Consider the following 17,941-nt stretch of genomic DNA (forward strand, 5'->3'; position numbering starts at 1 on the left):
TGTGGCGGGCGTGTCGGTGATCGGGCGTGGCGCGGTGAACCGGGTGCTGCTCGGGACGGTCGGCCTCGCCCTGCTGGGCGGCGGGGCTCTGCTGGCCGTCGGGGATGGTTCGGGGCTGGGCCGGTTGGGGCGCGAGGTGCCGGGCTGGTGGTCCGGGCGCGCGGCCGACGGGGTGCTGCTGGACCGCGACGGACTGGCCCGGGTGCGGGAGACCGGCTGGTGGACCCCTGCCGTGATCGCGGGGCTCGTCCTCGTACTGGCGCTGCTCCTCCGCTGGTTCGCCGGGCAGGTGTCGGCGTCCCGGCCCCGGTGGGTGGGCCTGATGGGCGCCGGTCTGACGCTGCGGCGGCGGGCGTGGGAGCGGGCGATGACCGCGCAGGCGGCCACGGTCGGAGGTGTCGCGCACGCCCGGGTACGCCTGGCGGGCCGCCCGCTGCGGGCGGTGGTGACGCTGGTCGTCGAGCCGGAGGCCCGGCCCGCGGAGGTGGTGCGCCGGGTCACCACCGGGGTGGTGGCGGACGCGCGTCGCTGCGCGGGCGTACGCGGCCTGCCGACCGACGTACGGGTCAGGGTGGCGAACCGGCGGGAGCGGCGCACGCGCTGAACCGTGGCGGGGCGGCCGCGGTTCCGGTGTGCAGGGGGGCGCAGGGGCGCGGGGCCGTCGTCCCGGTGTCGGACCGCTCCCGCACTCAACACGCTTGCTACTCGCGAGTAAGGTGTGAGCCCGGGATGCGGCGCCACGGTCCGTCCGGTCCCGGGATCCGGCCCGACGACGACCGTGGACGAGGAGTTGCGTCATGCCCCGCACCATGTCCGTGGCGGACAGCGTCGTCATCGACGCCCCGCCGGCTCACGTGTACGAACAGGTCAGCGACCCGACCGCGATGGGCCGTTGGAGCCCCGAGAACCGCGGGGCGACCGTAAGGGGAGAGCGGCGCGGCGCGTACGTCGGCATGGTCTTCGAGGGCCGCAACAAGCGCGGTGCCGTGAGCTGGACGACCCGGTGCACCGTGACGGCCGCCGATCCGGGCGAGCGCTTCGCCTTCCGGGTCCACGCCATCGGTGTCCGGCGGCCACGCCTTCCCGGACCCATCGCGACCTGGGAGTACCGCTTCGAAGCGGTGGACGGCGGCACCCGGGTGACCGAGACCTGGACCGACGACCGGCGCTCCTGGCCGGATTTCCTGGCCAACGGTTTCGATCGCGTCGCGACCCGGGGGAAGACCTTCGGGCAGTTCCAGCGCGGCAACATCCGGACCACCCTCGAGCGTCTCAAGGCCGCCGTGGAGGAGGACCTCCGAAAGGCCGCCTGAGCCGTACCGGTGGACACCGTCCGGCCGGGGGGGCCAACGGGAAGTGTCAGTGCCCCGGTGCACACTGGGGCACGTACGCGTGGTCCGAGCGCGGGGGGACGTATGGGCAGGGGGACTTATGGGCAGCGAGGAGGGCGTCGGCTTCGAGCCCGCGACCGGGGACGGACCGCCGCCCACCGGGGCCGCCGAGGTGCGCGCCGCCTCGGTGCGGACCGCCTTCGAGGGGCTGCTGCAGATCCGCCGTCTGACTGGTGACGGACGGGCCGGTCCTCCGGAGGCCGCGCCGGCGCCGTGGGAGCTTCATCGGCCGGTACGGGCCGTCGCGTTGGCCCTGGAGAGTTCCGGAGCCACTCCGTCCGCCGTCGACGCGTCGGGGCACCGGGTGTCGGCCGGGTACCGGGTGCGTGCGGGCGAGCCGGCCGGGTCGGTGCGGGTCGACTGGGCAGGGCCGCCGGGCAGCGGCGCCGCCCACCACGAGGAGGAGGCCTTGGCCGAGTGCGCCGACGTGTTGCGGCGGCTCGGCTGGACCGTCCTGCTCTACCGGGGTCCTCGCAGGCGGCGGTATCTGGAGGTTGAGCCGCCGGCGGGAGTTGCCGGGGTGCGGTAGCGGCACGGAGGGGCGTTGTCAGACCCGTGCGAGATGCTTGACGGTCCGACACCTCTGATCAGGAGACGCTGAGATGGACAAAGACGAGCTTGCCGCGGCGCAGGCGTACGTCCGCCTGCTGGAGGCCACCCGGGCCGCGCTCTCGGACCCGGAGGACGCGCCCCTGTACCTGCCGCTGCTCGCATCACCGATGCGGGAGGCCGACCGCGCCCTGCGCGGCGCGGGGTTGACGGGGAACGAGGACAGGCTGTTCGCTCTGGTGCGGGAGTTGCAGCCGAGCCTGTCCGGCGGCGACAGGTAGGCAGGGAGGCAGGGAGGCCGGCAGGGGAACACCGGCCCGGGGGCCCGGTCTCAGATCGTACCGTCGGCGGTGACCCCGGGGGCGAGACCGAGTTCCTGCTCATCCGGTCCGAGGGGGGCGAAGAAGCGGGCGACCGTGCTGTCGTCCACCTCGGCGAGGGCGGCCGGTTTCCACTGCGGATTGCCGTCCTTGTCGATGAGCCGAGCGCGTACGCCCTCCACGAAGTCCGGTTCCTCACGGATCCGGCCGGAGACGCGGAACTCCTGGTCCAGGACGGCTTCCAGGCTGCCGAGCCGGGCGGCCCTCCGTACGGCGGCGAGCGTGACCTTGAGCGCCAGGGGCGACCTTCCCGCGAGTTCCGCCGCCACGTCGGCCGCCGCGGGTGCGGAGCACGCCCGGAGCCGTCGGACGATCTCCTCGACGGTGTCCGCGGCGTAGCAGGCGTCGATCCAGTCGCGCTGCGCGGCGAGGTCACCGGCGGGCGGCTCCTCGGCGAACCCGTGCACCGTCCGCGCCACCTCGTCGGCGCTCGCCGCCCCGGCCAGGGCCTCGGTGAGCTCGGGCAGCCGCCGCGTGGGTACGTGGTGGTCGGCGAGGCCGCAGAGCAGGGCGTCGGCCGCCCCGACGGAACGGCCGGTGAGCGCCAGGTGGGTGCCCAGCTCGCCCGGAGCGGCGGCCAGCAGGTGGGTGCCGCCGACATCGGGCACGAATCCGATTCCGGTCTCTGGCATCGCCGAACGTGAGCGCTCCGTGACGATGCGGAGCGAGCCGTGGGCGGAGATTCCGATCCCCCCGCCCATCACGATGCCGTCCATCAGCGCGACGTACGGCTTGGGAAACCGGGCGATGCGGGCGTTCAGGCGGTACTCGTCGCGCCAGAAGTCCAGCGACGCACGGCCTCCCGCCCGGGTGTCGTCGTGGAGCGCCCGGATGTCACCGCCCGCGCACAGGCCGCGGTCGCCCGCTCCTGCCAGGACGACCGAGGTGACCGCCTCGTCCTGCTCGGCACCGGCGAGCGCCTCGTCGAGAAGCCGCACCATGGTGTGGGTGAGGGCGTTGATGGCGCGGGGCCGGTTGAGGGTGATGTGCAGGGAGCGCCCTCGGGTCTCCAGCAGAACGGGCCGGTCATCGATCATGTGTGCACTCCGCTCACTGGGCACGGTGGAGACATGGCGGACCGTCCGTCGCCGCCGGACGGTCCGTTCCCGCCCATTCTGCGACCGCCGGGGCCGCCCTCCGGACAGGGGGTCGGATCGGGCCAGGGGTTCCGGCACGGGGTGCGGCAGACTTCGGTGGTGCTCCGCTGTGGCACTCCGGTGCGAGCGGCTCGACAATTGAGGCCTACGGGGCGCGTCGCCGCGCGCCCCGCCGGACGACCTCCGGAGCATGCATGACCGACCACGAACGGCGGCAGGACGCCGAAGCCGCTCCGCTCCGCCGGATCGACCGGAGGACCAACGGTGAGATCGGGCCGACGGAACGCCTCGCCATGAACCGGACCGGCAGCTTCGACTGGGATCTCGATGCGCGGACCCTGGACATCGACGACGCGGGGCTCGCGGTCTTCGGTGTGGACCCGGCGACGTTCGACTCACGGCCCGGTGCGCTGGTGGAGCGGCTGGAGCCGGCGGAGCGGGCTCGGCTGGACGTCACGATCGACGAGGCCATCACGGGCGGCAGCAACTCCTACAGCGTCCACTTCCGGGTTCCGCTGGACGACGGGACGACCCAATGGACCCATGTCCAGGCCCGCATCCTGCGGTCGAAGGACGGGAAGGCCCACCGGATCGTGGGGGTCGTCCGCGACGCGACGGCGGAAGTCACCCATTCGGCCTTCGTCCTCGATCTGGAAAAGCGCAGGCAGCGTCAGACCAACATCGTCGAGCGCACGACCAGCGCGATGTCACGCGCGGTCACGGTGGACGATGTGACGGCCGCGCTCACGGGTCCGGGCGGGCTGGCGAGGCTGGGTGCGGACGGTCTGGCCCTGGGGCTGGTGGAGAACTCCTCGCTGAACATCGTGGCGCTGAGCGGTGAGTCGCTGGAGGCGCTCGACGGACTCGGCTCCGGGGACCTGGAGCGCAACCTTCCGCTGGCCGACGCGATCCGCAGCGGGCGTCCCCGGTTCATCACATCGCTGGCGGCGCTGGCCCGGCGCTATCCGGTGCTGGAGCCGCATCTGGGGAAGCTCCGGTTCCGGGCCGCCGCCTATCTGCCCCTGGTAGCCCAGGCCAGGTCGCTCGGCGGGCTCGCCCTGTTCTACCGGGAGCGCACCGTCTTCAACGCCGATGAGCGGATCCTGTGTCTGGGCCTCGCGGCCATCGTGGCGCAGTCGCTCCAGCGGGCGATGCTCTTCGACGAGGAGCGGGAGTTCGCCACCCAGCTCCAGTCCGCGATGCTTCCGCCCCGCATACAGGACATCGAGGGCGGCGAGATCGCGGTGCGCTACCACGCCGCGTGGAGCGGACGACAGGTCGGCGGCGACTGGTACGACGTGATCGCGCTGCCCAAGAACCGTTACGGGCTCGTCGTCGGGGACGTCCAGGGGCACGACACCCATGCCGCCGCGATCATGGGCCAGTTGCGCATCGCCCTGCGCGCTTACGCCGCCGAGGGGCATCCGCCGGCGACCGTGCTGGCCCGGGCCTCGCGCTTCCTCTCCGAACTGGAAACCGACCGCTTCGCGACCTGCACCTACGCCCAGGTCGACCTGGCGACGGGGGCGGCACGGGTGGTGCGGGCCGGGCACCTCGGGCCGCTGATCCGGCACACGGACGGGCGGGTGGGCAGCCCGCAGGTGCGCGGTGGTCTGCCGCTGGGCATCTCCACGGAGTTCGAGGACGAGGAGTACCCGGAGACCCGGCTCGATCTGGTGCCCGGGGAGACGTTCGTGCTGTACACGGACGGCCTGGTGGAGGAGCCGGGCGCCGACCTGGACGCGGGGGTGGAAGCGCTGCGGAACGAGGTGAGCGCGGGGCCAGCCGGGGCCGAGGCGCTGGCCGACCACCTCTCGGACCGGCTCTGGGAACGATGGGGGTCGGGGGACGACGTGGCGCTCCTGGTCCTGCGGCGCAGCCCCGATGTGGGGTCCTCGCACGCGCCCCGGCTGCACCAGTACATCCATCAGGCGGACCCGGAGGGGCTGTCGGACGCCCGTGCGATCGTGCGCCAGGCGCTCGCCGACTGGGACATGGCCGAGTTCGCCGACGACGCCGAACTGGTCACGGGTGAGCTGCTGGTGAACGTTCTGCTCCATACGGAGGGCGGGGCGGTCCTGACCCTGGAGGTGCTGCCCGAGCCGGTGCGGCGGATCCGGCTCTCGGTGCAGGACCGGTCCAGTGCCTGGCCCCGTCGGCGCACCCCGGGAGAGACCTCGACGTCGGGCCGGGGCCTGCTCCTGCTCGACGCGGTCGCCACCCGCTGGGGGATCGAACCCCGCGGCGAGGGCAAGGCCGTCTGGTGCGAGATCGGTCCCGCTCCTCCGCCGGCCACCGCCCCTCCCCCCGGCACGGCGGAGCAGGTCCCGCCCGCCGAGCGGCGTTGACCGGGCAGCCATGCCGCATCACCTTCCGTGATGTGGCCCGCCCCTCGGCCGGCGGCTCCGGCGCCTCGCGCGACCCGCCGGCCGCTCACCGCCTCATGCGGGAGCGAGGCCGGGCACACGGGCGTCAGGCCTGGGTGGTACGCCGCTTGCGGCCGGTTCGGTGGGAGTCGGCTCGGTCGGCGGGGGCTCGGTCGGCGGCGGCGTGGGGGTCTCCCCCTCGCACACGTCGGCTGTCCTCTCGCCTTCGTACGAGTACTCGCCGCCCCTGCTGCCGTCCTTGACGACCAGTCGCACGGTCAGCTTCTCGGAGTGCTCGGGAAGTGTGAGCTTCTTGCTGAAACTCCTTGCCGAACGTCTCGGTGAGCAGGAGGTCCTAAAGGACCGGCAGGCGGCCGAAGCCGCGGCCCGGCAATCTCAGAGAGCCTTGTGCATGATGTGCAGGCCCACATAGCCCTCGGCCGGGTGGTGGAATCCCTCCGGAAGGGTGCCGATCACCTCGAAGCCGAGGGACTCGTACAGCTTGACCGCGCGGGTGTTCGTCTCGACAACCGCATTGAACTGCATCGCCCGGAAACCCGACATGCGGGCCCACTCGACCGAGTACTCGCACAGGGCACGCCCCACCCCCTTGCCGGAGTGGGCGGGGTCGACCATGTAGGTGGCGCTGGCGACGTGGGAGCCGTTGCCCATGTGGTTCCGGTTCATCTTCGCGGTGCCGAGGACCGCTCCCGCCTCGTCGACGGCGACGACCACGCGGCTCGGCGGGGCGACGAACCACCACCCCTGTGCGTCCTCCTTTCCGAGGTCCAGCGGGTAGGTGAGGGTCTCGCCCGCGGCGACGATCCCGTGGAAGAACGGCCAGATGGCGGGCCAGTCCTCGGTGATAGCTTCCCTGATCAACATGCGGCCATGATGCAGGACTCGAACGCCGGTCCGCGAACGGCTATCCGTCGCTCCGCCGGCGCCACCCCAGCCGGGCCAGCAGCCGTTTCCCGCCAGGCTCACGCAGACCGGAGGATGTTTCGCCGGCAGGGGATGACAGGGACGGCGCCGTCTCCACCACGGGCAGGGCCCGTGGTGGAGCCATGCAGGAGGTGGAGTCCGGGGCCGGTGTCATCCGCGCCCCGGGGTCGTCGCCCGGCCGTGGGGCGGGCCGCTCCTCGCGGGCCAGGTCCAGACCGAGCGTCAGGTTGACCCGCCGCCAGAGGATCTCGTCGGGATCGTCCGCCAGCATCAGCTCCCCCATGGTCTCCCTGGCCGCCACGGAGCCCGGCCGCCCGAAGACGGGCTCCGGCCTGACCCGGGCGAGATAGGCGCGCTCGTACGGGTCCTCCACCACCTCCGCCAGATGCGCGGAGTCCAGTGCCGACGCCTCGACCGCCGCCCGCGCCCAGGGGTCGGCGGTGCGCTTCAGCAGTCGGTCGATGCGCTGGCTCCGCCAGTTCCGCGCCCGCCGGTCGCCGCCCGCCTCCAGCATCGTGCGCATCCCGAGGGGCGTGCGGCCGGCTAGCAGGTCGGGTTCCCGCATCGCGAATGAGGCGAGCTCGTCCGCGAGATAGAGCCACACCACCGCGCGGTAGCGGTTCAGATAGAACGTGACCGGCGAGACGCAGCCCGCTCGGGCCAGCCGCGTGAACCGCGCGGGAACGATGCCGAGCAGAGCGGCACCCTCCGCGGTGCCGACGGTGCGGACGCGCTCGGCCAGCCCGTCGGGAAATCCCGGATCCTCGCGCAGCCGCGCGACTTCCCGCTCGTGCACCCGCGGCCGCCCGCCGCCGGACCCGGCGGTGACTGCGATCAGCCCCAGGTGCACAGCCAGCTCGAATTCGCTGCGCCTGAGCCCCAGTTCCTGCGCCGCACGGCCGGCGGCCACCGTGGCCGCCGATGTGCCGGGCGAGGTGTGTGCGCCCTCGTCCCGGCTTTCGTCGCCGCCCCGGACTTCGTACGCGCCCCCGGTCCGCGCGCGGATCGCTTCCTTGACTGTCATGGCCGTCCTCCCCGTGAGCTCGAATACTCTCCGTGATCACGGTAGCCCGACGGGGTCACCTCCGGTCCAACCTGTGGATAACTCTCCTCGGCCGGAGAGAAGACCAGGTCAGAAGAGGTCACAAGGCGTCAGAGAGGTTTTGCGTCCTCCGGTCCGCTCTGGCGGACGGATACGCCGAGGTGCTCGCCGACCCGGTTGACGAGCAGGGTCATCTCGTAGGCCACCTGCCCCACGTCGGCTTCGGCGGCGGTCAGCACACACAGGCAGCTGCCGTCGCCCGCGGCGGTCACGAAGAGCAGGGCCTCGTCGAACTCGACCATGGTCTGGCGGGCTCGCCCCGCCCGGAAGTGACGCCCCGAACCGCGCGCCAGGCTGTGCAGGCCGGAGGAGACCGCGGCCAGGTGTTCGGCGTCCTCGCGGGCCAGTCCGGTGCTGGCCCCGGTGACCAGGCCGTCGTTCGACAGCACCAAGGCGTGCCGTATGTACTGCACCCTGCTGGTGAGATCGTCAAGGAGCCAGTCAAGTCCCCGGTCAAGCGCCATCTGCTCGTCCTCCCCGTGCCTTCGTTCCCCGCGCCCCGCTACGCGCGTAAGCCTTGCGCACCGCCTCCGTACGGGCAAGCGCCCCCCGTCTCCCGGGGCGCCGCTTCGCGCCATGCGAGCAGCGGGCCCAGGATGGGTCCATGGCACATCACATGACCGATGAAGAGTGGCGGGCCTTCCTTTCCGAGGGCACTCGCACTGCGAAGGTGTCGACGGTGCGGACCGACGGCAGTCCGCATGTCGCGCCCGTCTGGTTTCTGCTCGACGGCGATTCGCTGGTCTTCAACACCGGCAGGAAGAGTGTGAAGGGCCGCAATCTGGAGCGCGACGGACGGGTCTCCCTCTGTGTCGACGACGACCGGCCGCCGTACGCGTTCGCCGTGGTTCAGGGGCGTGCGGAGCTGAGCGAGGACCCCGAGGAACTGCTGCGGTGGGCCACGCGGATCGCTGAGCGCTACGTGGGGCCGGAGGCCGCCGAGGAGTTCGGCCGGCGCAACGGTGTGGCCGGTGAGCTGGTGGTGCGCGTGCGGATCGACAAGGTGATCGCCCTGGCCGGCCTGGCCGACTGAACGGCCGCTCGCCGCCGGCGGGCGGTCAGCCGACGGCGTCCAGGAGCCGGGCGGTGTGCACACGCCCGGCGTACTCGATGGTACGGATCAGGACGTCTTTCCCGGAGTCCCGGTCGCGCGCGTCGCACAGCACGACGGGCGTGCCCCGGTCCAGGTCGAGGGCGTGCGACACGTCGTGCGCCGCGTAGGTGCGCGCCCCGGGGAAGCAGTTGACGGCGACGACGAACGGTATGCGCCGGCGCTCGAAGTAGTCGACGGCCGCGAAGCAGCCCTCCAGACGCCGGGTGTCGGCGAGGACGACCGCAGCCAGCGCGCCTTCGGACAGCTCGTCCCAGAGAAACCAGAAGCGGTTCTGTCCCGGTGTGCCGAACAGGTACAGAGACAGACCGGCGTGGATGGTAATACGGCCGAAATCCATCGCTACGGTCGAGGCGGTCTTCCGTACCGCCCCTTCCGTGTCGTCCAGGTCACGCCCGGCCTCGCTGAGCGGTTCCTCGGTCCGCAGCGGCCGGATGTCGCTGACCGCGCCGACCAGGGTCGTCTTCCCGGCTCCGAATCCGCCCGCCACCAGGATTTTCAGGGCCATCGCGGAGTCGTCCCCCTGGGCGCCGTGCGTGCTGTGCGCGTTTCCGACGTGCTCAAAGGACATCGATCACTTCTCCTGTGAGAGATTCTCCTGCGATTGAGCCGCACACCTCGGCGAACCCCGGTCCAGTCGCTCGGACATCACTGTCGGGACAGGATGGCAACCGTCTGCACGGTCCGAGAGGGTTGATCGTTCTTGATCGATGCAGACCTCGCCTGCACACTCCTGCCGCATCTCGTAGCTGTACGACACGGCCTCTACACTGGTTTCTTTCGGTCGCGGCAGGGAGAGAGCAAGCGTGTCGACAGGTACCGGCGGCGGTTTCCACGATCCGCCCGCCGAGGTGCTCGCCGAGGCCGCGGCCGCGTTCGGGCTCCTGGCGACACCGGCGAGACTGCACATCGTGTGGGCGCTTGCCCAGGGCGAGAGCGATGTGACGGGCCTCGCCGAACGGGTCGGCGGCACCCTCCCCTCGGTCAGCCAGCACCTGACCAAGCTCAAGCTGGCCGGTCTGGTGCGTTCGCGGCGTGAGGGCCGCAGGCAGGTCTACCTGGTCGACGACCCCGACGTGGTGACGGTCGTCCGGCTCATGGTCGGCCAGCTCGCCGAGCGCGCGGGCCACCCGGCCCAGGAGACCGTCCGCCTGCGTGAGCTCGGTGCCTGAGGGCAGCGCAGCCGCGGGATCCGGCCGGACCACGTCCGGCACACCGGCCCCGGTGACACCCTTCCCGGCCAGTCGGCGCCGGTGGCAAAACATCCCCTCGACGCACCGGACCCCGCGCTCGCCGGGACCGGGCCCTTCGCGCAGCCGCAGCTCTGCTTCCAGGGCAGCAGCGTGTCGTCCGGCAGCGGTACGGCGGTGATCACGGCCACCGGTGGGGCCACCCGGTTCGCCGCCGCGCACGACGGCCGGACCCGGCAGCGGGGTGCCAGCGCCTTCGACCGGTCGGTGCAGGGCATCTCCTGGACGCTGATCCGCTGACCGAGGACCGGCCCGTCGTCGAAGCGGCGGTCGACGGCGCGGACCTGCCCGATCCCGGCGTTCTGCGGTGGCCGGCGCTCAGCGCGCTGTGGACGCTCCAGCTGGCGGACCTGCCGGCCCCGGACGCCCTCGACGAGGCGGTGCTGGACGCCGCGGAGGAGGCCGAGGGCTGGGGGCCGACCACGTACGAGGGGGTGGCCGCGCTGCCCTTCGATCCGGTGCGGCGGGTGGCGACCGCGGTGCTCCGGCGGCCGGGCCGGCTCGGCATCCACACGCTGGTGACCAAGGGGGCCGTCGAGGCCGTGCTCGAACGGTGCGCGCTGGACGGGGACGAGCGGGAGCGGCTGCTCACCCTCGCCGCCCGGAAGGCGGATTCGGGGCTGCGCCTGCTGGCCGTGGCCCGCGCCGACCGGCCCGCCCGGCATGGTGCGTACACCCCTGCGGACGAGCGCGGTCTCACTTTTGTGGGCCTGGTCGCGCTGCGGGACGTACCCGCGCCGAGCGCCGCCGAAGCCCTGGACGTGCTGGCCCGGCGGGGCGTGACCGTCAAGGTGCTGACCGGCGACCACCCGGGTACGGCGGCCCGCGCCTGCGAGGATCTGGGCCTGCGCACGAACGCGGCGGGCGGGTACGGCGACGTGGTGACGGCCGAGCTGATGGACACCCTGTCGGACGCCGAGCTGGCGCGGGTCGCGGACCGGGCGACCGTGTTCGCGCGCTGCACGCCTGAGCACAAGGCCCGGATCGTCTCGGCGCTGCGGGCCGCCGGGCACACCACCGGGTTCCTCGGCGACGGCGTCAACGATCTGCCCGCCCTGCACGCGGCCGATGTCGGCATCTGCCCGCGCAACGCGGTCGATGTGGCGCGTGAGGCGGCCGACGTCGTGCTGGCGGAGAAGGACCTCACCGCGATCGACCGGGCGGTGCTGGCGGGGCGGCACAGCAACGGGAACATCGCCACCTATCTGCGCATCTCGCTCTCCTCCAACCTGGGCAACGTCATCGCCATGTTGACGGCCGGGCTGATGCTGCCCTTCCTCCCCATGCTCCCGGCGCAGGTGCTGGTGCAGAACCTCTGCTTCGACGCCGCGCAGCTCGCCTTCGCGTTCGACCGCCCGGGCGCGTCCGCCCTGCGCCGGCCCACGGTTCTGCGCTCACGTGACTTCCTGCGCTTCATCACCGGCTTCGGACTGCTCAACGCCGCCGCCGACCTCGCCACCTTCGGGGTGCTGGCCCTCGCTCTCCACAACGCGGCCGGGACCGACGGCGAGGCAGCCTTCCACGCCGGGTGGTTCACCGAGAACCTGCTGACCCAGGCCCTCGTCATGGTCCTGCTCCGGACCGGTCGCAGCGCCGCCGAACGGCGGGCCGGAGGACCTCTGCGAGCAGCGGCGGCCGGACTCGCCGTGGTCGGCGTCGTGCTCCCCCTGACCCCGCTGGGACCCCTGCTGGGGATGAGTGCCCTGCCGCCCCTCTACTACCTGCTGCTCGGGTCGGTGCTGGGCCTGTACGCGGTGGGGCTCACGGCGGCACGGAGGCGTTACGAGCGGCGCCGTACGGTCGGCGCCGAGCTGGAGCGTACGGCCGGCGCCGAACCGGAGCAGGGCGTACGGAAGGCCGGCGCGGAGCGCTGAGGGGGTGGCTGTCCGGCCTTCGAACGACAGTTGTACAGTTGCGCAATGCGGCAACTGTTGCCGCATGGGCGAGGAGAAGGGCGGGACCAGCATGTTGCGTAACAGCCTGGAGCCCTGGCACCTGTTGATCCTGGCCGTCGTGGTGATCGTGCTCTTCGGCTCGAAGAGGCTGCCCGACACCGCCCGCGCCCTGGGGAAGTCGGTGCGCATCCTCAAGAGCGAGGCGAAGGCCATGAAGGACGACGAAGCCCGCTGATCCCGGCTCAGACCCCGGGGTCCGGTGACCCGGACCGGCTCTCGGCCGCCGCTCACTTCAGGGCTTGCGCAATCCGGGAACCTTGAAGGCCGCGTGGGGCGTTCGTACCAGTAGCGGCCACATGTAGTGACAGCGAAGCAGCACGGATCGCAGGATCAAGGGATCGACCGATCAGACGTGCGGACCGACCGAACACTGGAGGACATTCATGGGTGTGAGCCTGGCGAAGGGCGGCAACGTCTCCCTGTCGAAGGAGGCCCCCGGCCTGACGGCCGTGACGGTCGGCCTCGGCTGGGACGTACGGACCACGACCGGGGCCGATCACGACCTGGATGCCAGTGCGCTGCTGTGCTCCGCCGCGGGCAAGGTCCTCTCCGACGCCCACTTCGTCTTCTACAACAACCTCAACAGCCCCGACGGTTCCGTGCGCCACACCGGTGACAACCTGACAGGCGAGGGCGAGGGCGACGACGAGTCGGTAGAGGTCGACCTGGCCTCGGTCCCCGCGGAGATCGCGAAGATCGTGTTCCCGGTCTCCATTCATGACGCCCAGAGCCGGGGCCAGAGCTTCGGCCAGGTGCGCAACGCGTTCATCCGCGTGGTGAACCGGGCCAACGGAGTCGAGCTGGCCCGCTACGACCTGAGCGAGGACGCCTCCACCGAGACCGCGATGGTCTTCGGTGAGCTGTACCGGCATGGCGCGGAGTGGAAGTTCCGCGCCGTGGGCCAGGGGTACGCCTCGGGGCTCGCCGGCATCGCGTCCGACTACGGCGTCAACGTCTGAGCAGCACCTGCTGCCGGCCGCGGACGGACTCGGGATCGTGGCTCGGGGTCATTGCTCGGCAACGCGGCCCCGGCACCCGGCGCCCCGCCCTCAGGCGGGTAGCGCCGGAGCCCGGGCCGTCGCCGCGTGGCGTTCCGTACGGGCTCCGACTGCGCGATCATGTCCGCATGACCGATGACCACACCCATGTACTGGACTTCTTCACCCCGCGCGCGACCGACTGGGACAGCCGGTTTCCCGACGACGGCCCGGCCTATGCCGCCGCGGCCGGTCTGCTCGGGCTGCGGCCGGGGGACGCCGTGCTCGACGCGGGCTGCGGTACCGGCCGGGCGCTCCCGGCCCTGCGCGCGGTGGTCGGCCCACGCGGCACCGTGCTGGGCGCCGATCTGACACCCGCCATGCTGGAGGCGGCCGTGCGGGCGGGGCGAGCGGAGAGCGGCACGCTGATCCGGGCCGATGTCGCGCGGCTGCCGCTGCGTGACGGGGCGTTGGACGCGGTGCTCGGGGCCGGGCTGATCTCACATCTGGCCCGCCCCGAGGCCGATACGGCGGAGCTCGCGCGGGTGGTGCGGCCGGGCGGTGTGCTGGCCCTGTTCCACCCGATCGGCCGCGCCGCCCTGGCCGCGCGGCACGGGCGCGCCGTCACCGATGACGACCTGCGGGCCGAGCCCAGGCTGCGGGCTCTGCTGGCCGGTTCCGGATGGCGGCTGGACTCCTACACCGATGAGGACGACCGCTTCCTCGCCCTCGCCGTACGCCAGGCCTGAGGGAACACGAACCCTGGCGCGTTGCCGTGCGCAAGCTCTGGTATCGGTACGGAACAGCGCCCCGCAGCCTCACACGGTGCCGCCCACGTGGCGGCCGCCAGCACATCGGGGCGGTCGAACGTGACATCGTGCCCGGCACCGGGCGCCTGGATCACGCCTACCCCCGAGGCCACCAGCTCGGCGACGCCGGGCAGGGCACCGCTCAGCGTCCCCTGGAGGAAGCGCCGCTGCGGGCCGGGCGGAGCTGCGCGACCGGCCGGCCTGCCCGGAGCGAGCGGACATCACCGACGAGAACCGGTGGTTCGTCCTGCTGGCCCTCCTCCGGCATCTTCCGGAGCCCTCGGGGCACCCGGAGGTGCTGCGGCGGCGACTGGTGTTCCCGGAGGAACCCGGGAGCTTCTTCTACGACGGTGACCGGCCGCTGCGCGCCGAGGAGCTGGAGGACCCCTTCCGCAAGGGCGTCCTCACCGTCGCGCGGGCGACCGGTGAAGCGGAACTCGGATGGTTGCGGACCACCCTGGAGTCACTCGACGGGCACGTCTGACGACGGCCGGTGGCCGGGAGCCGGGCAGCCCCGGACCCCCGGTGTGGGGAACGTACCGAGCGCGGCGACCTCGTAACCGTCCGGGTAGCCCTTGATCTCCGGGTTCTGGCGCGCGTAGCGCGGCGTGCGCCGGGGCGGCAGGAGGCGGACGGCGCGAGCCCGTAGCCGCAGGGCGCCCCGGGTCAGCCCCCGGGCCACTGGCCCGGGGCGCTCGTAACGGAATGCCCGCAGCAATGAGTCGTCGAGGAGCGCCAGGCTTGCGCCCCGGACCAGCGGGGCGAGCGGTGCCGGGTACCAGGAGCCCATGAGTGCGAGGGTCGCGTCGGAGACCCGGCGGGCTCCTTCGTCCCAGCCGAAGTGTTCGTGCTCGTAGGTGTCGAGGGTGCGCTCGAAGTCCTCGTAGGTGTGTGGGAGGTCCTTGATCCCCATGCGGGCGCCCAGCGTGCGGTAGTAGGCGGCGAAGGCCCGCAGCTCGTGGTCGGAGAGCCGACGCCAGCCGTAGTCGTCCAGCCAGCGCTTCGGCGTGACGACGAAGGTGCACAGGACGTACCGCATGTCGTCGTTGCTGATGTCGTAGCTGCGGTGCATCTGGTTGATCCGGCGGACGGCCGTGCGGCCCTCCTCGGTGTCGAATCCGTGCTCCACCACGGTGTCGAGAAGCAGGGCGGTGTCGTCGTACCGCTTCTGCGAACGCTCCGTCAGCTCCGCAGTCTCGTCGAGGAGCCGACCGATGCTGGGCACGGCATAGGTGCGGTAGAGGGCCAGTTCGAGGGCGCGGGTGATGTCCCAGGGGAACTCGTAGGTGACGGTGAGGCGGTAGATCTCCAGGAAGTCCCGCTCCGGGTCGAGTCGCTGAATCTCCTTCAGCCGGTCGTACCGCTGAACCATGCTCTTCCCCTCGTTCGTCCGGAGCTCCGATGCTACGCGGATCGCCCCGTACGCCCCGGTGTTTCCCGGCCACGACGACCAGGTCGAGGGGCCCGCGGATCCGGCTCGGCGGTGCCCGCCGGGGCCTCGACGGCGGGGTTACCGAGTAGTTAAGGTGCGCCGACGGACGACGCGAGGCGGTCCCGGGCGACGGGTGGCCGAGCGGGGGATCAGGGACGAGGAGGACACTGTGGCCGGTGCGGACGCCGACGACGACGCGCTGCTGGTGCTGACCGCGGTGCTGCTCACTCCAGCCCGGTTCCCGAGCGTGCTGGGCGACGACTATGTGGCGGCGTGCGGCGCGCTCGCCCTCGAACCGTACGAGGAGGGCTACGGTCTCGTCCTCGGGCAGGACGGCGACGGGGCCCGCTGGACCGTGGTGGTCGAGGACGTCTCCCTGGTGGCCGTGGCCATCGCCGCGTGGGACTGCGGCATGGAGTACGACCTCTCCCCCGACGACCGCTCCGTGGTGTGCGCGCTGCCCGGCTGGCCGCTGGCCCTGGCTGTCGCAGCGCCCGGTGTGCCCGCCCCGCACGACCCGGAGACGGACGGGGTGGGCCCCGCGCCGTTGACTCCCCCGGACACGGGGTCCTGGGGCCCCGCGCAGCGGCGGCTCGGGGCCGACGAGATCGCGGAGCGGTGGGCGCTGTGGCGGGAGCAGATCGACGATGCGCAGTTCGTCCGGCCGGGCGGCGAGTCGGCCGGAAGAGCCGAGGACGGTGAGCCGGGAGACGAGGACACCGGCGCCGACGCGGACGCGGAACCCGGTGCCTCTGCGACCGGTCAGCACCCCGGCGTACGACGGGCCCTGGCGGAGGCCCTCGCCTACACGAAGGCTCCGCCACCACCCGGCCGGATCCGCTCCGGCTTCGCCTCAGCCGACGCACGCATCCTGCGGGTCGACGGCCGGGGGTGGTCGATGGTCGCCAGGACCGACGACATAGCGCTGATCCTGCTGGACGAGGTGCCGGGCGAGGTGTTGCCCGTCGGCCGCGGGCCGGCCCTGCCCGGTCTGCTGAAAGCCCTGGACGCGCTGGCTGCGCATCCGGCGTGACCGTGATGCGGAGCCGAGCCTCCGCTGCTGGTGGATTCCGAAGTCAGCTGCTGCGGAATCCCGGGCTCAGCGGCCGATCTCCTTGCGGTTGATCCTGCGGAGCCTGCGTCGCTGGGACGGGTCCAGCAGCAGATAACCCGCGACGGGGACACCGATCACCACGAGCAGGGCCCACCAGAATCCGATCAGGGGCCACAGGACGACCGCGGCCACCACCCCCGCGACAGCGACCTTCGCACCGTTCGACATGGTCCACGCCTCCTTAGCGGCCGACGCCGCTTCTGTCCTGTCAACGCGTCCGCGCGTCCTTACGTTCCCCCGCACGCCCTCCCCGTGACCGCCCGTCCCTGTCCCTCGTGACGACCTTCATCGCAGCGGCTCGCCTACCTCGCGCATATAGGCCAGCGCCTGCAGGTAGGACTCGACGAGTCCCGTTTCCGCGTACGGCATGCCGATGCTCCTGCAGTGCTCCTTGACCAGGGGCTGGGCCAGCCGCAGGTGGGGCCGGGGCATGCTCGGGAACAGATGGTGCTCGATCTGGTAGTTCAGGCCGCCGAGGAACCAGTCGGTGAGGATCGCGCCACGCACATTGCGTGAGGTCAGGACCTGACGCTGCAAGTGGCTCCAGCGGTCCCCGTCCGGGTCGGGCATCTCCATGCCCTTGTGGTTCGGGGCGAAGGCCATGCCCAGGTGGAGACCGAACAGCGCGTGGTGCAGCAGGGCGAAGACGAGGGCCTTGCCCGGCGACAGGACGGTCAGCAGCAGGGTCGTGTACAGCGCCAGGTGCGCGGTCATCAGCAGGGCCGACACCGCACGCTCCCGGCCCGGCTGACGGCGCAGGAACTGGAACCCGTAGATCTTCAGGGCTATGCCCTCGAGCAGCAGCATCGGGAAGAACAGCCGGGCCTGGTTGCGGGTCAGCCAACGGGCGAATCCTTCGCGCTGCGCCGCCTGCTTCTGGGTCCAGACCAGGGCGCCGACGCCGACATCGGGGTCCTTGTCGACGTGGTTGGGGTTGGCGTGGTGGCGTACGTGCTTGTCGTTCCACCACGCTTCGTTCATCCCGAGGAGCAGGTTGGCATGGACCAGGCCGATCAGCCTGCTCGTACTGCGGTCACCGGATATCTGGGAATGGCCCGCGTCATGGGCGACGAAAGCCGTCCGGGTCCACAGGACCGCCAGCGGAAGGGCGAGGAACAGGCTCCACCAGGTGTCGCCCAGCAGCACGAAGGCGGTGATCACCCCTCCCAGCGCCATCAGGTTGGCCGCGATGCTGATCGCGTACCGCCCGGTGCGTCGTTCGAGGAGACCCTGCCCTTTCACAGCACGCAGCAGAGGGGCGAAATCAATGCCGACAACCGGGACGCCGGTTCGTTCCGAACTGCTGGTATCGGCGGAATCCGCAGCGGTGGCTGTTGGCTGGGACATGAGGTCTCCGGTCTCTCAAACATAGGCGCTGACCTCGATAAACGTACGGGCCGGAGGCTCACGGCAGCCATGGCGCCACCACCCCGATCGTCCTGGGGCAGACCCCCGTACTCCGT

19 protein-coding genes and 2 pseudogenes are annotated in these 17,941 nt (G+C 72.0%); 13 read left to right on the forward strand and 8 right to left on the reverse strand.

Features of this window, described 5'->3' with window-relative positions; translation table 11 throughout:
- Nucleotides 1-10 precede the first annotated feature (10 nt).
- From AMK21_RS30900 to AMK21_RS30915, 4 genes are all read left to right on the forward strand, one after another.
- Complete coding sequence (locus AMK21_RS30900; RefSeq protein ID WP_073882461.1) at nucleotides 11-604, forward strand: hypothetical protein; 594 nt, start codon at nucleotides 11-13, stop codon at nucleotides 602-604.
- A 193-nt stretch (nucleotides 605-797) separates the two neighbouring features.
- The gene (locus AMK21_RS30905; RefSeq protein ID WP_073882462.1) at nucleotides 798-1,313 is read left to right on the forward strand and encodes an SRPBCC family protein; all 516 of its coding nucleotides are present in this window, start codon (nucleotides 798-800) and stop codon (nucleotides 1,311-1,313) included.
- A gap of 118 nt (nucleotides 1,314-1,431) precedes the next feature.
- Nucleotides 1,432-1,920 carry a hypothetical protein gene (locus tag AMK21_RS30910; RefSeq protein WP_073882463.1) on the forward strand — a complete coding sequence of 163 codons (489 nt, stop codon included), beginning with the start codon at nucleotides 1,432-1,434 and terminating at the stop codon, nucleotides 1,918-1,920.
- A 73-nt stretch (nucleotides 1,921-1,993) separates the two neighbouring features.
- A complete protein-coding gene (locus AMK21_RS30915; protein ID WP_073882464.1) occupies nucleotides 1,994-2,221 on the forward strand; it encodes a hypothetical protein in 228 nt (75 codons plus the stop codon).
- Between the two features lie 50 nt (nucleotides 2,222-2,271).
- Here AMK21_RS30915 and AMK21_RS30920 read toward each other — a convergent pair whose 3' ends face one another.
- Nucleotides 2,272-3,357, reverse strand: coding sequence for an enoyl-CoA hydratase/isomerase family protein (locus tag AMK21_RS30920; protein ID WP_073882465.1), 1,086 nt, complete (start codon nucleotides 3,355-3,357; stop codon nucleotides 2,272-2,274).
- A 254-nt stretch (nucleotides 3,358-3,611) separates the two neighbouring features.
- On the opposite strand from AMK21_RS30920, the gene AMK21_RS30925 reads away from it, so the two are divergent.
- On the forward strand, nucleotides 3,612-5,765 hold the full coding sequence (locus AMK21_RS30925) for a SpoIIE family protein phosphatase (RefSeq protein WP_073882466.1): 2,154 nt from the start codon (nucleotides 3,612-3,614) through the stop codon (nucleotides 5,763-5,765).
- 414 nt (nucleotides 5,766-6,179) lie between these two features.
- Here the strand turns inward: AMK21_RS30925 and AMK21_RS30930 are convergent, their stop codons facing one another.
- The 3 genes from AMK21_RS30930 to AMK21_RS30940 all read right to left on the reverse strand — a co-directional run bounded on the left by AMK21_RS30930 (nucleotide 6,180) and on the right by AMK21_RS30940 (nucleotide 8,294).
- Nucleotides 6,180-6,668, reverse strand: coding sequence for a GNAT family N-acetyltransferase (locus tag AMK21_RS30930; RefSeq protein WP_073882467.1), 489 nt, complete (start codon nucleotides 6,666-6,668; stop codon nucleotides 6,180-6,182).
- Between the two features lie 40 nt (nucleotides 6,669-6,708).
- Entirely contained in the window at nucleotides 6,709-7,752 is a 1,044-nt protein-coding gene (locus AMK21_RS30935; protein ID WP_073882468.1) for a DUF6397 family protein, read from the reverse strand.
- A 128-nt stretch (nucleotides 7,753-7,880) separates the two neighbouring features.
- Nucleotides 7,881-8,294: a roadblock/LC7 domain-containing protein gene (locus tag AMK21_RS30940; RefSeq protein ID WP_030565389.1), complete on the reverse strand. Its 414-nt coding sequence runs from the start codon at nucleotides 8,292-8,294 to the stop codon at nucleotides 7,881-7,883.
- Between the two features lie 140 nt (nucleotides 8,295-8,434).
- On the opposite strand from AMK21_RS30940, the gene AMK21_RS30945 reads away from it, so the two are divergent.
- On the forward strand, nucleotides 8,435-8,863 hold the full coding sequence (locus AMK21_RS30945) for a PPOX class F420-dependent oxidoreductase (protein WP_073882469.1): 429 nt from the start codon (nucleotides 8,435-8,437) through the stop codon (nucleotides 8,861-8,863).
- A 25-nt stretch (nucleotides 8,864-8,888) separates the two neighbouring features.
- Here the strand turns inward: AMK21_RS30945 and AMK21_RS30950 are convergent, their stop codons facing one another.
- Nucleotides 8,889-9,512, reverse strand: coding sequence for a GTP-binding protein (locus AMK21_RS30950; protein WP_073882470.1), 624 nt, complete (start codon nucleotides 9,510-9,512; stop codon nucleotides 8,889-8,891).
- A gap of 235 nt (nucleotides 9,513-9,747) precedes the next feature.
- On the opposite strand from AMK21_RS30950, the gene AMK21_RS30955 reads away from it, so the two are divergent.
- From AMK21_RS30955 to AMK21_RS30985, 6 genes and pseudogenes are all read left to right on the forward strand, one after another.
- Nucleotides 9,748-10,113, forward strand: a complete 366-nt coding sequence (locus AMK21_RS30955) for an ArsR/SmtB family transcription factor (protein ID WP_073882471.1) — start codon at nucleotides 9,748-9,750, stop codon at nucleotides 10,111-10,113.
- 60 nt (nucleotides 10,114-10,173) lie between these two features.
- Nucleotides 10,174-12,065: pseudogene (locus tag AMK21_RS30960) on the forward strand (HAD-IC family P-type ATPase); the annotation flags it as partial.
- A 91-nt stretch (nucleotides 12,066-12,156) separates the two neighbouring features.
- Nucleotides 12,157-12,321 (forward strand): Sec-independent protein translocase subunit TatA, encoded by a 165-nt coding sequence (tatA, locus tag AMK21_RS30965; protein WP_073882486.1) that lies wholly within the window; start codon nucleotides 12,157-12,159, stop codon nucleotides 12,319-12,321.
- 208 nt (nucleotides 12,322-12,529) lie between these two features.
- Nucleotides 12,530-13,105, forward strand: a complete 576-nt coding sequence (locus AMK21_RS30970) for a TerD family protein (RefSeq protein ID WP_018512829.1) — start codon at nucleotides 12,530-12,532, stop codon at nucleotides 13,103-13,105.
- A 167-nt stretch (nucleotides 13,106-13,272) separates the two neighbouring features.
- On the forward strand, nucleotides 13,273-13,872 hold the full coding sequence (locus AMK21_RS30975) for a class I SAM-dependent methyltransferase (protein WP_073882472.1): 600 nt from the start codon (nucleotides 13,273-13,275) through the stop codon (nucleotides 13,870-13,872).
- A 199-nt stretch (nucleotides 13,873-14,071) separates the two neighbouring features.
- Nucleotides 14,072-14,416: pseudogene (locus tag AMK21_RS30985) on the forward strand (PadR family transcriptional regulator); the annotation flags it as partial.
- Here AMK21_RS30985 and AMK21_RS30990 read toward each other — a convergent pair.
- Nucleotides 14,396-15,304, reverse strand: coding sequence for an oxygenase MpaB family protein (locus tag AMK21_RS30990; protein ID WP_073882473.1), 909 nt, complete (start codon nucleotides 15,302-15,304; stop codon nucleotides 14,396-14,398). The pseudogene AMK21_RS30985 and the gene AMK21_RS30990 overlap by 21 nt on opposite strands.
- A gap of 229 nt (nucleotides 15,305-15,533) precedes the next feature.
- Here AMK21_RS30990 and AMK21_RS30995 point away from each other — a divergent pair, with 229 nt between their 5' ends.
- Nucleotides 15,534-16,397, forward strand: coding sequence for a hypothetical protein (locus AMK21_RS30995; protein WP_079181281.1), 864 nt, complete (start codon nucleotides 15,534-15,536; stop codon nucleotides 16,395-16,397).
- A gap of 66 nt (nucleotides 16,398-16,463) precedes the next feature.
- On the opposite strand, the gene AMK21_RS31000 is transcribed toward AMK21_RS30995, so the two are convergent.
- Together AMK21_RS31000 and AMK21_RS31005 are read right to left on the reverse strand one after the other, a co-directional pair.
- Nucleotides 16,464-16,646 carry a hypothetical protein gene (locus AMK21_RS31000; protein ID WP_073882474.1) on the reverse strand — a complete coding sequence of 61 codons (183 nt, stop codon included), beginning with the start codon at nucleotides 16,644-16,646 and terminating at the stop codon, nucleotides 16,464-16,466.
- A gap of 117 nt (nucleotides 16,647-16,763) precedes the next feature.
- Entirely contained in the window at nucleotides 16,764-17,825 is a 1,062-nt protein-coding gene (locus AMK21_RS31005; protein ID WP_073882475.1) for a fatty acid desaturase family protein, read from the reverse strand.
- Between the last annotated feature and the right edge of the window lie 116 nt (nucleotides 17,826-17,941).

It is taken from the genome of Streptomyces sp. CB00316 (assembly GCF_001905595.1).
Taxonomy (GTDB): Bacteria; Actinomycetota; Actinomycetes; order Streptomycetales; family Streptomycetaceae; genus Streptomyces.

Excerpts from the sequence above, each read along its gene's own strand:
- AMK21_RS30905 (WP_073882462.1), top strand. The coding sequence starts at position 798 with ATGCCCCGCACCATGTCCGTGGCGGACAGCGTCGTCATCGACGCCCCG.
- AMK21_RS30910 (WP_073882463.1), top strand. The coding sequence starts at position 1,432 with ATGGGCAGCGAGGAGGGCGTCGGCTTCGAGCCCGCGACCGGGGACGGA.
- AMK21_RS30915 (WP_073882464.1), top strand. The coding sequence starts at position 1,994 with ATGGACAAAGACGAGCTTGCCGCGGCGCAGGCGTACGTCCGCCTGCTG.
- AMK21_RS30920 (WP_073882465.1), bottom strand. The coding sequence starts at position 3,357 with ATGATCGATGACCGGCCCGTTCTGCTGGAGACCCGAGGGCGCTCCCTG.
- AMK21_RS30925 (WP_073882466.1), top strand. The coding sequence starts at position 3,612 with ATGACCGACCACGAACGGCGGCAGGACGCCGAAGCCGCTCCGCTCCGC.
- AMK21_RS30930 (WP_073882467.1), bottom strand. The coding sequence starts at position 6,668 with ATGTTGATCAGGGAAGCTATCACCGAGGACTGGCCCGCCATCTGGCCG.
- AMK21_RS30935 (WP_073882468.1), bottom strand. The coding sequence starts at position 7,752 with ATGACAGTCAAGGAAGCGATCCGCGCGCGGACCGGGGGCGCGTACGAA.
- AMK21_RS30940 (WP_030565389.1), bottom strand. The coding sequence starts at position 8,294 with ATGGCGCTTGACCGGGGACTTGACTGGCTCCTTGACGATCTCACCAGC.
- AMK21_RS30945 (WP_073882469.1), top strand. The coding sequence starts at position 8,435 with ATGGCACATCACATGACCGATGAAGAGTGGCGGGCCTTCCTTTCCGAG.
- AMK21_RS30950 (WP_073882470.1), bottom strand. The coding sequence starts at position 9,512 with ATGTCCTTTGAGCACGTCGGAAACGCGCACAGCACGCACGGCGCCCAG.
- tatA (WP_073882486.1), top strand. The coding sequence starts at position 12,157 with ATGTTGCGTAACAGCCTGGAGCCCTGGCACCTGTTGATCCTGGCCGTC.
- AMK21_RS30970 (WP_018512829.1), top strand. The coding sequence starts at position 12,530 with ATGGGTGTGAGCCTGGCGAAGGGCGGCAACGTCTCCCTGTCGAAGGAG.
- AMK21_RS30975 (WP_073882472.1), top strand. The coding sequence starts at position 13,273 with ATGACCGATGACCACACCCATGTACTGGACTTCTTCACCCCGCGCGCG.
- AMK21_RS30990 (WP_073882473.1), bottom strand. The coding sequence starts at position 15,304 with ATGGTTCAGCGGTACGACCGGCTGAAGGAGATTCAGCGACTCGACCCG.
- AMK21_RS31000 (WP_073882474.1), bottom strand. The coding sequence starts at position 16,646 with ATGTCGAACGGTGCGAAGGTCGCTGTCGCGGGGGTGGTGGCCGCGGTC.
- AMK21_RS31005 (WP_073882475.1), bottom strand. The coding sequence starts at position 17,825 with ATGTCCCAGCCAACAGCCACCGCTGCGGATTCCGCCGATACCAGCAGT.